The 14,141-nt window shown below is 67.0% G+C and carries 13 protein-coding genes; 3 read left to right on the forward strand and 10 right to left on the reverse strand.

The window, feature by feature from the left end; all coding sequences use genetic code 11:
• Positions 1-238: 238 nt before the first annotated feature.
• Both NF616_RS11175 and NF616_RS11180 read right to left on the reverse strand, forming a co-directional pair.
• Complete coding sequence (locus NF616_RS11175) at positions 239-1,012, reverse strand: SDR family oxidoreductase (RefSeq protein WP_252273343.1); 774 nt, start codon at positions 1,010-1,012, stop codon at positions 239-241.
• Positions 1,009-1,338, reverse strand: coding sequence for a nuclear transport factor 2 family protein (locus NF616_RS11180; protein ID WP_252273344.1), 330 nt, complete (start codon positions 1,336-1,338; stop codon positions 1,009-1,011). The genes NF616_RS11175 and NF616_RS11180 overlap by 4 nt, the downstream gene beginning before the upstream one ends.
• Before the next feature lie 117 nt (positions 1,339-1,455).
• On the opposite strand from NF616_RS11180, the gene NF616_RS11185 reads away from it, so the two are divergent.
• A complete protein-coding gene (locus NF616_RS11185) occupies positions 1,456-2,355 on the forward strand; it encodes a LysR family transcriptional regulator (RefSeq protein ID WP_252273345.1) in 900 nt (299 codons plus the stop codon).
• Positions 2,356-2,370: 15 nt separating this feature from the next.
• Here NF616_RS11185 and NF616_RS11190 read toward each other — a convergent pair whose 3' ends face one another.
• A complete protein-coding gene (locus NF616_RS11190) occupies positions 2,371-3,810 on the reverse strand; it encodes an HD domain-containing phosphohydrolase (protein ID WP_252273346.1) in 1,440 nt (479 codons plus the stop codon).
• 89 nt (positions 3,811-3,899) lie between these two features.
• On the opposite strand from NF616_RS11190, the gene NF616_RS11195 reads away from it, so the two are divergent.
• Together NF616_RS11195 and NF616_RS11200 are read left to right on the forward strand one after the other, a co-directional pair.
• Entirely contained in the window at positions 3,900-4,673 is a 774-nt protein-coding gene (locus NF616_RS11195) for an alpha/beta hydrolase (protein WP_252273347.1), read from the forward strand.
• Between the two features lie 61 nt (positions 4,674-4,734).
• Positions 4,735-6,273, forward strand: coding sequence for a GMC family oxidoreductase (locus tag NF616_RS11200; RefSeq protein ID WP_252273348.1), 1,539 nt, complete (start codon positions 4,735-4,737; stop codon positions 6,271-6,273).
• Positions 6,274-6,345: 72 nt separating this feature from the next.
• Here NF616_RS11200 and NF616_RS11205 read toward each other — a convergent pair whose 3' ends face one another.
• The 7 genes from NF616_RS11205 to glgX form a co-directional block, all read right to left on the reverse strand.
• The gene (locus tag NF616_RS11205; RefSeq protein WP_252273349.1) at positions 6,346-7,329 is read right to left on the reverse strand and encodes a lysylphosphatidylglycerol synthase domain-containing protein; all 984 of its coding nucleotides are present in this window, start codon (positions 7,327-7,329) and stop codon (positions 6,346-6,348) included.
• Positions 7,326-8,537 carry a cardiolipin synthase ClsB gene (clsB, locus tag NF616_RS11210; protein WP_252273350.1) on the reverse strand — a complete coding sequence of 404 codons (1,212 nt, stop codon included), beginning with the start codon at positions 8,535-8,537 and terminating at the stop codon, positions 7,326-7,328. The genes NF616_RS11205 and clsB overlap by 4 nt, the downstream gene beginning before the upstream one ends.
• Positions 8,534-9,316, reverse strand: coding sequence for an endonuclease/exonuclease/phosphatase family protein (locus NF616_RS11215; RefSeq protein WP_252273351.1), 783 nt, complete (start codon positions 9,314-9,316; stop codon positions 8,534-8,536). The genes clsB and NF616_RS11215 overlap by 4 nt, the downstream gene beginning before the upstream one ends.
• Positions 9,313-10,212, reverse strand: a complete 900-nt coding sequence (locus tag NF616_RS11220) for a DUF72 domain-containing protein (protein WP_252273352.1) — start codon at positions 10,210-10,212, stop codon at positions 9,313-9,315. The genes NF616_RS11215 and NF616_RS11220 overlap by 4 nt, the downstream gene beginning before the upstream one ends.
• Before the next feature lie 8 nt (positions 10,213-10,220).
• A complete protein-coding gene (locus NF616_RS11225; protein ID WP_252273353.1) occupies positions 10,221-11,531 on the reverse strand; it encodes a zinc-dependent alcohol dehydrogenase in 1,311 nt (436 codons plus the stop codon).
• Positions 11,532-11,538: 7 nt separating this feature from the next.
• Positions 11,539-11,952 (reverse strand): CBS domain-containing protein, encoded by a 414-nt coding sequence (locus NF616_RS11230; RefSeq protein ID WP_252273354.1) that lies wholly within the window; start codon positions 11,950-11,952, stop codon positions 11,539-11,541.
• A 62-nt stretch (positions 11,953-12,014) separates the two neighbouring features.
• Positions 12,015-14,141: a glycogen debranching protein GlgX gene (gene glgX / locus NF616_RS11235; RefSeq protein ID WP_252273355.1), complete on the reverse strand. Its 2,127-nt coding sequence runs from the start codon at positions 14,139-14,141 to the stop codon at positions 12,015-12,017.

Raw genomic sequence — 14,141 nt, forward strand, 5'->3', positions numbered from 1 at the left:
CCAGAACAGGGCGACCTCTCGGGTCGCCGGGTTCAGGCCGCATCCGCGAAGAGAACGAATGACAGGACAACCGTCCTGCATGAGTGCAGGCCGAGGGCGCCTAGATAAATGGTCTTCCGCGGCCATCGCCTTATCTCGATGCCTTCCGGGGCACAAGGCGATGGCTTGGTGCGAATGCTGCAAAGGCATACCGCGCAGGGCCTGCGGCAATGCTCCACTGTGACCTCAAGTAATACCCCTATACCGTTGGCACCGTTCCGCCATCGATTACGAACTCACTGCCCGTGATGGCGGCCGCGCGGGACGAGGCGAGGAAGGCAATGAGGTCAGCCACTTCGTCCGGTCTGGAGGGTCGTCCAAGGGGAATGCCGCCCAAGGCCTGCATGATGATTCGCTTGCCGCGTTCATAGTCGGTACCTGCTTCCTGCGCCAGCCGTTCGGCCAGGGCGACCGACGCGTCGGTTTCGACCCAGCCCGGTGACACCCGAACCACACGCACGCCTTGTGGCGATACCTCCTTCGACAGGCTCTTGCTGTAGGTAGAGAGCGCCGACTTGGCTGCGGCATAGGCGGTGGTGGCTTCCGGCAGCGGCAGACGGTTCTGAATGGAAGTCACATGGATGATGACGCCCGCTTTGCGTTCGAGCATCTGCGGCAGCAGGGCGCGGTCCAGGCGCACGGCCGGGAGCAGGTTGAGGTCGAACTCGCGCTGCCACTGCGTGTCGTCCAGCGCGGCGAAGCCACCTCCGGGGGCCGACGAGCCGCCCAGCACATGGACGATGATGTCCACCGTGCCCAGGCACTGCCGGGTCGCTTGCACCAGGGTGTCGCAGCCTTCACGGGTCGACAGGTCGGCCTGCACGAACAGCTCGCTCGGCAGGTCTGCATCCGCCTGCCGTGCCGAGGTCAGTACCGTCGCGCCTTCCGCGAGAAAGCGGCTGACCACCGCGCGACCGACGCCTTTGGTGCCGCCTGTGACCAGTACGTGCTTGCCAGTGAGGTCGAGGTTCATGGGGCGATCTCCAGCGAGCGGATCTGCCCGTTCTGCAACACGAACACATGCTTGAGCTGCACCGGGCTGCCAGGGAAGTCGCCGACCACGCGGGCGGTTACGGTCAGTGCGTCGTCCTGCTGCGTGGTGCCCTGGGGCTCGACGCGGTAGCTGAAGGCTTGCTGCGCTTCCCGGTGCCAGGCTTCGATAGCGGCAAGGCCCTGGTGCGTGCGGTTCTCGTCGGTCACCGTGGCGTCCGGACAGAAGCAGGTGGCAAGGCGCGAGGCGTCGCCGCCATTGCTGATATCGAAGTAGGTCTCTACGGCTTCAGGCAGGTGCAGGTTCATGGCCTATCTCCTCTCTCACAGGTGGGTGGGGTTTACGGCTGTGATCTTGCCGCTCGCAGGATAATTTGCTCAACTGGGACAGAATTAACGACCTATCCTGAATTTCAGGACAATCCGATGGCCGACCCACGACTGGGCCTCAACGAACTGGAAGCGGTGCTTGCCGTGGCGCGCCGGGCGTCGTTCCGGCAGGCGGCCATCGACCTGGATGTGTCCACTACCGCATTGAGCAACACCATCGCCAAGCTGGAGGCGAGCCTCGAAACGCGCCTGTTCAATCGCACTACCCGCAGCGTGTCGCTGACCGAGGCCGGGGCGATGTACCTGGAGCGGGTTGGGCCGGCGCTGCAGGACGTGCGCGCCGCGCTCGAAACGGTGCGCGCGCACAGTGCCGGGCCGTCGGGCGTGCTGCGCATCAACGCCTTCGCCAGTGCCGCCCGTTCGACGCTGCTGCCTCTGGTGCTGGAATTTCTGCGGCGCTACCCCAAGGTGCACATCGACCTGGTGACCGAAGGCCGCCTGGTGGACATCGTCGCCGACGGCTTCGACCTCGGGGTGCGTTCGGCGAACCTGGTCCCCAGCGACATGATCGTGATTCCCCTCGGCCCGCGGCAGCGCTACGCCGTGGTCGGCACGCCGGGCTACTTCGCGCAGCACGGGCGGCCGCGCACGCCGGCTGATCTGCTGCGGCATGCGTGCATCCGCGTTCGCCTGCCGAATGGCGCGATCTACCCCTGGCATTTCGAGCGGGCGGGGGAGGTGACGCGGCTCGATGTCAGCGGGCCGCTGACCCTCGATGAGCCCGGCGTGGTCAAGGCCGTGGTGCAGGCCGGCGTGGGGCTTGGCTTTTTCATGGAGCAGGACGTGCAGGCGGAAATCGAGGCCGGTCAGTTCGAGCGGGTCCTGGACGACTGGACGCCGCCTCGGGACAGGCTGTGCCTGTACTACCCCAATCGCCGCAATCCGTCCGCCGCGCTCAAGGCCTTTACCGCCCTGGCCCGGGGCAACCTGGCCTGAGGGCCGGCCCGGGCGTCAGGCGATCAGGCCCAGGGTCAGGCCCTTCAGCGTGGCCGCCGCGCGGGTGGAGCAGCCCAGCTTGCGGAAGATGCTTTCCATATGGGTGCGCACCGTGCTCGGGCTGATGTCCAGCCGCCGCGCCACTTCCTTGTTGCTGGCGCCCCGGCTGATTTCCAGCAGGATGGAACACTCGCGGGCCGTCAGCAGCGTGCTCTTGGGTTGCGGCAGCCGGCGTTCGCCCCTTGCGGCAGCGATTACCGCCTCGCAGATGTCGGCGTCGAACAGCCCGCGGCCGGCATCCTGTTTCAACAGCCGCGCCGCTTCCGATTCGCTGTGGGCCGGGCGCCAGGGCCGGTCGCTGCGCAGCGCCACCCAGGCGACCGAGGCGGCGAGCAAGCGGCATTCGGCGCATTGGGCATCGCCCAGGGCGCCGCGAAAGTAACCGCTGCCGTCGAGCCGTTCGTAGGCGTGGGCGGCGATCTCGCCGGGCGCCGTCAGCTCACTGATCTGCCGTGAAGCCTTCTGCGTCCAGTAGGGCACCAGGTGGATGCGCTCGGTGGCGCCGTAGGGCAGGGGGCCGGCGGTGTTCCACAGCTGGTTGGACACCGCCGCCCGGCCCAGGCCGTGGATCAGCGCCGCCTTGCCGAGGTTGCTCCGGGTCGCGTCGGGCAGCCCCCACAGGCGGGCGGCCTCCACGGCGAGCTGCGACACCTGCCGCGAATAGCCCGCCAGCCACGGCAGCTTGAGGTCTATCACATCACCCACCAGGGTCAGCGACACCGGGCGTTCGATGGCGCTGGTGCTCACCGCGTCGGGTGTGGCCTGCAGCTCCGCCAGCCAGTCCTTGGCATGGTGCACCAGCAGCGCGGCGAGGGCGGCGGGGTAGCGGCGGTCGGACTGCTCGCGGATCCAGTTCAGCGCAGCGTCCACGCCGTGCGCGCGGCTGAGAATGTCCAGGTCCCCGGCCAGCACCACCTGGTAGGCCACTTCCGGGATGTGCTCGTGGGTCAGGCCCAGCGGGCGGCCGGTGCCGTCGTAGGTTTCGAACACCCGGCACAGGCCGGACTCCACATCCGCACCCAACTCCAGGGTCCTGGCGATTTCACCGGACACCTCGCAGTGCACCACCGCCAGCGGCGTGGCCTTGTGCACGGCGTTCATCGCGTCGGCGCCCAGGGTCAGGTCGAGCATCGCGCGGCGGCCGTCGACGTCGTCACCCAGCAGGTGGGCGAAGCCATCGGCGTTGGCGGTGCACCCCGACCAGCGCAGCAGCGCCACCTGCTCCGCGACCTGGAGGTGTTCGCCGGTGCCATGCCCGGCCTGGGCCAGCAGCCGCGCCAGCCGGGCAACCCGCTGGGAGTGGCCCAGCGGCTGCCCCATGCTCAGGTCGCCGACCTGGGAAATCGCCGCCAAAGCCCCGCTCAACGAAATGTCGAATCGCACCGCGCCATCCATGAAAAAGTCCCCGGGTCGGATAAATGACCGATACCCGCCAGGCAGGCCCGTCAGCAGAATTTGAACTCCAAACACAGGAGTTCACTCCCATGAAAACCTTCAGCAAGCACCTCATCACCGCCGCTTTTGCCCTGACCAGCACCTTCGTGGCCGGTGTCGGCCAGGCCGACGATACACTGCCTTCGGTGGTCATCGTACATGGCGCCTTCGCCGACGGCTCCGACTGGGCCAAGGTCGTACCTTACCTGCAGGCCGAAGGGGTTTCGGTGACGGTGGTACAGAATCCGCTCACTTCCCTGGCCGACGACGTGGCCGCCACCCAGCGCGCGCTGAACAACCAGCAGGGCGACGTGGTGCTGGTCGGCCATTCCTGGGGCGGCACGGTGATCAGCGAGGCCGGCGCCCATGACAAAGTCGGCGCCCTGGTGTATGTCGCCGCCTTCGCCCCCGATGCCGGCCAGTTCAGCGGCGAGCAGGGCAAGGGCGCACCGACGCCGCCGGGCATCAGCCAGATCCAGGCAGACAGCAACGGCTTCCTGTACATGACGCCGCAAGGCATGGCCAAAGACTTCGCCCAGGACCTTCCGGCCGAACAGACTGCCGTGATGACCGCGACCCAGGGCCCGATCAAGGCGTCCGCCTTCGATGACCGCACCACCGTCGCCGCCTGGAAGACCAAGCCGTCCTGGTACCTGCTGGCCAGCGAAGACCGGATGATCCACCCCGACGTCCAGCGCTCCGCCGCCAAGCGCATCGGCGCCACCTTGACCGAACTGCGCACCAGCCACGTGCCGCAGCAGTCGCAGCCGGCCGCCGTGGCCAAGGTGATTCTCGAAGCGGTCCGCAGCGTCGATGCGCAGTGAGAGCGGCCCGTCGACACCCTGAACGGCCTTGGCTTTCACCCGCTGCAGATGGAAGGGACGCATGAACCAACAGAGTTACGACTTCATCGTGTGTGGCGCCGGTACGACGGGCTGCGTGGTCGCCGCCCGCCTTGCCGAGCAACCGGACGCCCGCGTGCTGCTGATCGAAGCCGGCGCGGGCTACACCGGCCCCGAGGTCGTCGAGCCGGGGCAATGGCCCCTCAACCTGGGCTCGGCGCGGGACTGGGCCTTCGAAGCACAACCCACCGCCCAGCTGAACGGCCGGCGCCTGTCGTTGAACATGGGCAAGGGCCTTGGCGGAGGATCGAGCATCAACGTCATGGTCTGGGCCCGCGGGCACCGCTCGGACTGGGAACATTTCGCCGCCGAGTCCGGCGACCCGGCCTGGGGCTACGAGTCGGTGCTGGGCTACTACCGGCGCATCGAAAGCTGGCAGGGCAGCCCCGACGCCTGGCGCCGCGGTTCGAACGGCCCGGTGCATGTCGGCCAACCCGCTGCACCCCAGCCCCTGGCCTGGGCCACCCTGAAGGCCGCCGGCCAGCTGGGCATTCCGCGCTTCGACAGCCCCAACGGCGAAATGATGGAAGGCCCCGGCGGCGTGGCGATTGCCGACCTGCGCATTAACCAGGGCAAGCGCGAGTCCGTCTACGACTCCTACATCGCACCGCGCCTGCACCAGCCGAACCTGACGGTGCTCACCGGTGCCCTGGTAGCCCGCTTGCTGTTCGAGGGCAAGCGGGCAACGGGCGTCGAGGTGCTGATCGACGGCCAGCGCCAATGCTTTTATGCGGCAGGCGAAGTGGTGCTGTCCCTCGGCGCGGTGAACACGCCCAAGGTCCTGATGCAATCCGGCATCGGCCCGGAAAGCGAGCAGCGCAGCCATGGCATCGAAGTGATCGAACACCTGCCCGGCGTGGGCCAGAACCACCAGGATCACGTGGCCTTCGGCTGCACCTGGGCATACCGGCAGCCGCAGGACGTGGGCGGTGGCGGTTGCGAGGCCACGCTGTACTGGCGGAGCGATGCGCGCCTGGATTACCCCGACCTGCTGCACTGCCAACTGGAGTTCCCGGTGCCGTCGCCAGCCGAGGTTGGCATCGCGCCGCCGGCGCATGGCTGGACCATGTTCGCCGGCCTGGCCAGACCGCAGAGCCGAGGGCGCTTGCGCCTGTCCGGCGCCGGGCCGCTGGACGCCATGCTGATCGAGCCGAATTCACTGAGCGCCCCCGAAGACATGGCCGCCGCGTTCGCCTCCGTCGAGCTGTGCCGCGAGCTGGGCAACCACGGCGCCTTCGATGCGCTGGTCCAGCGCGAGGTCGTGCCCGGGCCAGGGGATCGCCGGGCGATGGAGCAATTCATCCGCAACTCGGCCGTGACCTACTGGCACCAGTGCGGTACCGCGAAAATGGGCCGTGACGCGCTGTCAGTGGTCGATCACCAGCTCAAGGTGTACGGCATCGAGCGACTGCGTATCGCCGATGCCTCGATCATGCCGCGTATCACCGTCGGCAACACCATGGCGCCCTGCGTGGTGATCGGCGAGCGCGCGGCGGACATGATCCGGGAAGCCCACACCTAAGAGAAGCAAGGACGGTAGAGAGCCGATGAGCCCGGTTCCCATACGTCCTCAGCTAGCTGAGCTGGGGTGACGTCACGCCCCCTCGGTCTTCAGCCGGCCGGCCTGTTCGGACTTTTGGCGCAGTTTTTTCGCGCGTTTTTCCAGTACCAGATAGACCACCACGGCCACCAGCAGCGGCAGCAGCAGGTAGATGGCGCGGTAGCCGATCAGGGCGGCGAGGACGGCGCCTTTGGAGGCCTGGCCTTCGAGCATGGCGATGAACACCGCCTCCAGCACGCCCAGGCCTGCGGGGATGTGGGTGACGACGCCGGCGATGCTGCTGACCAGCATGATGCCGAGCACGGTGGGGTAGTCCACGCCCTTCGGCAGCAGCAGGAAGATCAGCAGGCTGGACAGCGACCAGTTGCACATGGACATGCCCGCCTGGGCCAGCGCCAGTTTCAGCGAGGGCAGGGTGACTTCGTGGTCGCGCCAGGACCAGGAGCGGCGGCGGGCGAAGCGGCAGGCCAACAGGTAGGTGGCGCAGACCAGCAGCAGGCCGATGCCGATGGCCTGTAGCGCGGTGGCGCCGATCTGCCAGTTCTCCGGCAGTTGCACCAGGCGCAGGGAGAAGACGATGCCGGCGAGGATCATGTAGCCCAGCCAGTTGGTGATCAGGCTGAAGGTGAGGATGCGCGTCACGGTCGCCACGCCCAGCCCCAGCCGCGAATACAGGCGGTAGCGCAGGGCGATGGCACCGACCCAGGAGCTGAGGTTGAGGTTGAAGGCGTAGCAGACGAAGGTCAGCGGTAGGATCTGCTTGGCGGGCAAGTGATGACCGGTGTAGGCGCGGCCGAGCAGGTCATAGCTGGCGAACAGCGTGAAGCTGACGGCGGTGATGCCGACACAGGCCAGTAGCATGGGCATGCTGTAGCTCTGCAGGGCCTGGACCACCTCGTTCCACTCCAGGTTCTTCACCAGCATGAACAGCAACACCGGCACCATGATGAAGAAGAACACGGTGAGCAGGCGCTTGCCCCATTTGATCCAGGGTTTGGGCTGGTTTTGCTGGGTCATGAGGTCTTTCCCTGATCACAGAAGGCTTGGCTGTTCTCTTCGAGGTGCGGTCGCAGCGATTTGAGGCGCGGCGAATGGGCCGGAAACTTGCCGGCGATGGCGGGGAAGAGGCGGGTGAAGTGGAAGCACAGGAAAATCAGCGGCGCACGCCACCAGTAACCGCGAACGGCTTTTTCCAGGTCGATGCGCTTGCAGTGTTCGTCGGCCAGGCCGTTCAGGTGCTGATATAGCTGCTGGTTGAAGCGCGCGTCGCGGATGACCAGGTTGGCCTCGAGGTTGAGTGCCAGGCTCAGTGGGTCGAGATTGCTCGAACCCACGGTCGACCACTCGCGGTCGATCAACGCCACCTTGCCGTGCAGCGGACGCTGGCAGTACTCGAAGATCTCCACACCATCGCGCAGCAGGTAGTTGTAGAGCATGCGCGAGAAGCCGCGGGCCCAGGGCATGTCGGGCTGGCCCTGGAGAATCAGGGTGACGCGCACGCCACGGCGGGCGGCGTTGCGCATCTCGCGCAGCAGCCGGTAGCCGGGGAAGAAGTAGGCGTTGGCGATGATCAGCCGGTAGTTGGCTGCGCGAATGGCCTGCAGGTACTGCTGCTCGATGTCACGGCGGTGCTCGGTGTTGTCGCGCACCGACAGCAGCATGCGCGCGTCGCCGGCCGGGCGTGCGACGGGGCGCACCTGGCTCGGTTCTTCCAGCGCCGGGCGCATGATGCGCAGGCTGGAGGCGTGGATGTCGGCGACGATCGGGCCGACCACTTCCACCGCGTAGTCCTGCTTGGCCATGGGGCCGAAGTCGCCCAGGTGATCGGCGGAATAGTTGATGCCGCCGATGAAAGCGCGCTCGCCGTCGATCACCACCACCTTGCGGTGCAGGCGGCGGAACAGGTTGGTGCGCATGCCGAGCCAGCGCGGCGCCGGGTCGAAGATGTGGACGTGGACGCCGGCGCTGGTCATCGCCGCGACGAATTCCGGGGTCAGGTCGGCGGTGCCGTAGCCATCCGCCGTCAGCTCTACCCGCACGCCGCGGCTGGCGGCCTCGATCAACACCTGCTGCAGTTCCTGACCGACCTTGTCGTCGAAGATGATGAAGGTCTCGATCAGCACCTCGCGGCGCGCCGCACGGATGCACTCGAACACCCGTGGGTAGAACTCTTCGCCGTTGATCAGCAGGTTGACCTGATTACCATCGCGCCATTGGTACTTCATATGTGGATCTCCACGGCCAAGGGAGCATGGTCGGAGAGGTGCGACCAGGGACGGGTGGACAGCACGGTCGGCTGGTGGCTGGTGACGTTGCGCACGTAGATGCGATCCAGGCGCAGCAGCGGCCAGCGCGCCGGGAAGCTCTTGGCCGGCTCGCCCAGTTCGCTGGCGAACACCTCGTGCATGCCCTGTTCGGCGAGCACGCCGCTGGCGCGCAGGCGCCAGTCGTTGAAGTCGCCGGCGACGATCACCGGCTCGTCCTTGGGCAGGCCGTCCAGCAGCTTGCACAGCAGGTTCAGCTGCTGGCGACGGTGCACCTCGCGCAGGCCCAGGTGCACGCAGATCGCATGGATGTTGCGCGGCCCCGGCACCTGCAGCGCGCAATGCAGCAGGCCGCGCTGCTCGACGACGCCGATCGACACGTCGAGGTTCTCGTAATGGCTGATCGGAAACTTGCTGAGCAGGGCGTTGCCGTGGTCGCCGTCCGGGTAGACGGCGTTGCGCCCGTAGGCGAACTGCGGCCACATGCTGTCGGCGAGGAACTCGTATTGCGGCGTTTCCGGCCAGTTGCGGTGGCGCTTGGCGTGGCGCTGGTGGGTGCCGAGCACCTCCTGCAGGAACACCAGGTCGGCTTCCGTGGCGCGCACGGCTTCGCGCAGCTCGGGGAGGATGAAGCGCCGGTTGAGGGCGGTGAAGCCCTTGTGCATGTTGATGGTCAGAATTCTCAGGCGGTGAACCGCCGGAGCGCTTTCCACGGTCATGATCTGAGCGGGCTCGGTCATGCAATGGCCTCCTGGCAATGGTCGGGGGCGACGCCCAGGCCTTCCATCAGATGGCGGGCGTCGTAGGGCGCGCGCACCTTCACATCGTTATCGAAGTAGCAGTACAGGTCGCGCGGGCGTCGCGCGGGCTTGTGTGCGGGGTCGATGAGCTGGGCGTCGTCGGGCTGCTCGCCGGTGGTCCAGGCCTCGATGCGCGCCTGCCAGCGCTGCAGGGCCTCGGGCGAATAGCCGCTGGTGTAGAGCTTCACGTCGCCGTGCAGGCGCAGATAGAGGAAGTCGGCGGTGATGTCCTCGGCGTAGGGCCACTTGCCGGCGGTGTCGGCCACCACCAGCGCCACGCCGTGGCGGCGCAGCTGTTCGACGAAGGCCGGGCAGCGGAAGCTGTCGTGGCGAATCTCCACCGCGTGGCGCAGTTTCTGTCCCTTCGCCGCCTCCAGATAACCGGGCTGGTGCAGGCGGGCCTCGGCGTGGCGGGCGCAGCTGCGGGCCTGCTCGGTGTCGTGGGGCAGGTGGGCGAGGAAATCCTCGAATAGCGCCTCATCGAAGCGGAAACTCGGCGGAAACTGCCAGAGGAACGGGCCGAGCTTGTCCTTGAGCTGCAGCGGGCCGGAGGCGAAGAAGTTGGCCAGCGGCTGCTCGATTTCGCGCAGGCGCTTCACATGGGTGATGTAGCGCGGCGCCTTGACGCTGAAGACGAAGCCCGGCGGCGTGGTGTCGTACCAGCTGGCATAGCGCTGGGGCGTCTGCAGGCCGTAGAAGGAGCCGTTGATCTCGATGCTGCCGACCTGGCGCGAGGCGTACTCGAGCTCCCGCCGCTGGGGCAGGCCCTTGGGGTAGAAGTCGCCACGCCATGGGCCGTAGCGCCACCCCGAAATCCCGATGCGGATGTCGCTCATGGATCTCCCTAGGAGCGCTTGGGCACCGTCATGGCCGGCGGGTCGCTGGCCGGAAAGGAATCTTCGATGGCCTCGTCGAGCCGCTCGTCCTCGGTGTTGTCCGCCTCGCCGATGCCAATCTGCATCTGCGGGTGCAGCTCGACCTTGACCCAGCCCTCGTCGCGCCGGTCAAAGGCCTTGAAGGCGTCGATCGCATCGCTCATCGGCCGAACCTGCGTGAGGATCTTGGTCGGGTTGATGCGCCGTTGCTGGATCAGCTCGATCAGCCGCGGGATGTACTTGCGGTGGTGGCAGTTGCCCATGTTGATGGTGAGGTTCTTGTTCATCGCAGCGCCGATGGGGAAGCTGCGCGCCTGCTGCGGATACACGCCGATGATCGACAGGGTCCCGGCCTTGTCCAGGGCTTCCACCGCCCACTGCATGGCCTGGCTCGGTGCGCTGCCCGGATGCCAGTTGGAGCCGTCCGGATGGGTCTTGGGGGTGATCGCCGCCATTTCCTGATGGAACTGCGCGGCCTGGGGCTGCGCCGTGTGGCAGGGGCACTCGGCATCCACGCCGACGGCATCGATGGCGCGGTCCACGCCGATGCCGTTGGTCAAGCGGCGCAGCGTTTCGACCGGATCTTCCCGATCGAAGTTGATGATCTCGGCGCCTTGCTTCTGCGCCATGCGCAGGCGATCGTCGAGGCGGTCGATGGCGAACACCCGGGCCGCGCCCAGCAACTTGGCGCTGGCGATGGCGAACTGGCCCACCGGTCCGCAGCCGAACACGGCCACGGTGTCGCCGGGCGTGACCTCCGCCATCTCCGCGCCGAAGTAGCCGGTCGGGAAGATGTCCGAGAGCAGGATGGCCTGGTCGTCGCTGATCTCGCTGGGCAGCTTGACCAGCCCGACATGGGCAAAGGGAATGCGCGCCTTCTCCGCCTGCAGCCCATGGAAGGGCCCGGTGGGCTGCGGGCCGCCATAAAACGCCGTGCCGGCTTCCTTGCCGTTGGGGTTGGCATCGTCGCACTGGGCGTAATAGCCGGCACGGCAGTAGGAACAGTTGCCGCAGGCGATGGTGGACGGGATCACCACCCGGTCGCCGACCTGCAGGTTGCGTACGTCTTCGCCCAGGGCCTCGACGATGCCGACGCCCTCGTGGCCAAGGATGGTGCCGGCGGCCATGCCCGGAACCGTGCCGCGCACGAAGTGCAGGTCGGTCCCGCAGATGGCCGAGGCGGTGATCCGCACAATGGCGTCGGTGGGCGCCTGCAGCACCGGCTCCGGCACGTCGTCGAGGCGGATGTCGCCCACGTCATGGAAGACTACGGCTTTCATGGGCGCCTCAATGGGCCTGGGCCACACCGCGCAGCACGGTGCTGCTGGTCGTTTCGCTGCGGGCGCTGGCGATGTTGCCGAGCGAGACCACGCCGATCAGGTGCTTCTCGCGGCTCAGCACCGGCAGGCGGCGCTTCTGGATATCCGCCATGTTCTGCGCCACGTGCTGCACGTCCTCGTCCTCGAAGCAGTAGCGCACGTTGCCGCTCATTACCCGGCGCACCGGCGTATCGCCGTCGAGGCCTTCGGCCACGGCGCGGATGGTGATGTCGCGGTCGGTGACCATGCCTACTAGGCGATCATGGTCTTCCACCAGCAGGGCGCCACTGTCGATGCGCGCCATCAGCGAGGCGGCCTCGCGGATGGTCTGTTCGGGGCGGACGGTCTGTACGTTGCGGGTCATGATGTCGCAAATCTTCATGCTGTCCTCCTGGGCGTTGAAATCAGCCTACTGAGGTTGGGACTGGAGGCGACCAGGCCGGTTCAGGCTTTTTTCCCGCCACCGGTCTGCAGCTCGAACAGCAGCAGCGAGCGCGGCGCCACGTCGTACAGGCTGCCGAACTCGAAGGGCTCGGTACCGCGCAGCTGCGGCTGGCTGCTGTCCAGCAGGCATTGCCAGGCCTGGCCTTCGGCCACTTCGGGCAGGAGGAACTCGAGGTCCTCGTGGTGCGCGTTGAGTACCAGCAGCAGGGTGGCCTGCTCGCCGCGGCGGCGAATGCCGGTGGGCTGGGCGCGGCCGTCCATCAGCATGCCCATGCAGCGGGAGCCGGGGTCGTGCCAGTTTTCCTCGCCCATCTCGCTGCCGTCCGGGTTCAGCCAGGTCACGTCCTTGACCCCCAATTCCTCGTTGTAATGACCGACCAGGAAGCGCCCGCGGCGCAGGATGGGGTAGGCGCGGCGCAGGGCGATTACCCGGCGGGTGAACTCGATCAGCCCGCGGCCTTCCTCGTCGATGTCCCAGTTCACCCAGCTCAGCTCGGTGTCCTGGCAGTAGGCGTTGTTGTTGCCGTGCTGGGTGCGGCCGAACTCGTCGCCGGCCAGCAGCATCGGCGTGCCCTGGGCGAACAGCAGGGTGGCCAGCATGTTGCGCATCTGGCGCAGGCGCAGCTCGCGGATCTCCGGGTCGTCGGTAGGGCCTTCGCAACCGTGGTTCCAGGAGATGTTGTTGTCGGTGCCGTCGCGGTTGTCCTCGTCGTTGTCCTCGTTGTGCTTGTGGTTGTAGGAGACTAGGTCGCGCAGGGTGAAGCCGTCGTGGGCGGTGATGAAGTTGACCGAGCTGAACGGCCGGCGGCCGCGCTGGTTGTACAGGTCGCCGGAGGCGGTGAGGCGGCTGGCCAGCTCCGCCAGCTCGCCCTCGTCACCCCTCCAGAAGGCGCGCACGTTGTCGCGGAACTTGTCGTTCCACTCCGCCCAGCCGGGCGGGAAGCCCCCCACCTGGTAGCCGCCGGGGCCGCAGTCCCAGGGTTCGGCGATCAGCTTGACCTTGCTCAGCACCGGGTCCTGGCGACAGGCGACGAGGAAGCTGTGGCGTTCCTCGAAGCCGGTGGCGTAGCGGCCGAGGATGGTCGCCAGGTCGAAGCGGAAGCCGTCCACGCGCATCTCGGTGGCCCAGTAGCGCAGCGAGTCGGTGACCATTTGCAGCACGCAAGGGTGCGACAGGTCCAGCGTGTTGCCGGTGCCGGAATCGTTGATGTAGTAGCGGCGGTCATCCGGCATCAGGCGGTAGTAGCTGGCGTTGTCGATGCCGCGCATGCACAGGGTCGGGCCGCGTTCGTTGCCCTCGGCGGTGTGGTTGTAGACCACGTCGAGGATCAGCTCGAGGCCGGCGTCGTGCAGGTGCGCGACCATCTCCTTGAACTCGCTGACCTTGCCGCTGGCGAGATAGGCCGGATGCGGCGCGAAGAAACCGATGCTGTTGTAGCCCCAGTAATTGTTCATGCCTTTTTCCAGCAGGTGCTGGTCGTTGACGAAGGCATGGATCGGCAGCAACTCGATGCTGGAGACGCCGAGGGAACGTATGTGGCGCAGCAGCTCCGGGTTCATCAACCCGGCGCAGGTGCCGCGCAGGTGCTCGGGTACCGCTGGGTGCAGCATGCTGATGCCGCGCAGATGGGTCTCGTAGAGGATGGTGGAGTCCCACGGCACGCGGATCGGCGTCTGCTCGCCCCAGGTGAAGGCCGGGTCCAGCACCTTGCACTTGGGCACGAAGGGGGCGCTATCTCGCTCGTCGAAACTGAGGTCGCCATCCGGGTGGCCGATGGTGTAGCCGAACAGCGCCTCGGACCACTTCAGCCGGCCCACCAGCTGCTTGGCGTACGGGTCGATCAGCAGCTTGTTGGGGTTGAAACGGTGGCCGGCCTCCGGCTCGTAAGGGCCGTGGACCCGATAGCCGTAGACCTGGCCGGGATGGGCGTCGGGCAGGTAGCCGTGCCAGATTTCGTCCGTGTATTCGGGCAGCTCGATGCGTTCGAGCTCGGTCTCGCCTTTCTCGTCGAACAGGCAGAGCTCGACCTTGGTGGCGTGGGCCGAGAATAGGGCGAAGTTGACGCCCAAGCCGTCCCAGGTGGCTCCGAGGGGAAAGGGGTGACCTTCGGCGATGCGTGAACCCAT

Origin of the sequence: Pseudomonas subflava (genome assembly GCF_023823685.1) — a bacterium.
GTDB classification, from domain to species: Bacteria; Pseudomonadota; Gammaproteobacteria; order Pseudomonadales; family Pseudomonadaceae; genus Aquipseudomonas; species Aquipseudomonas subflava.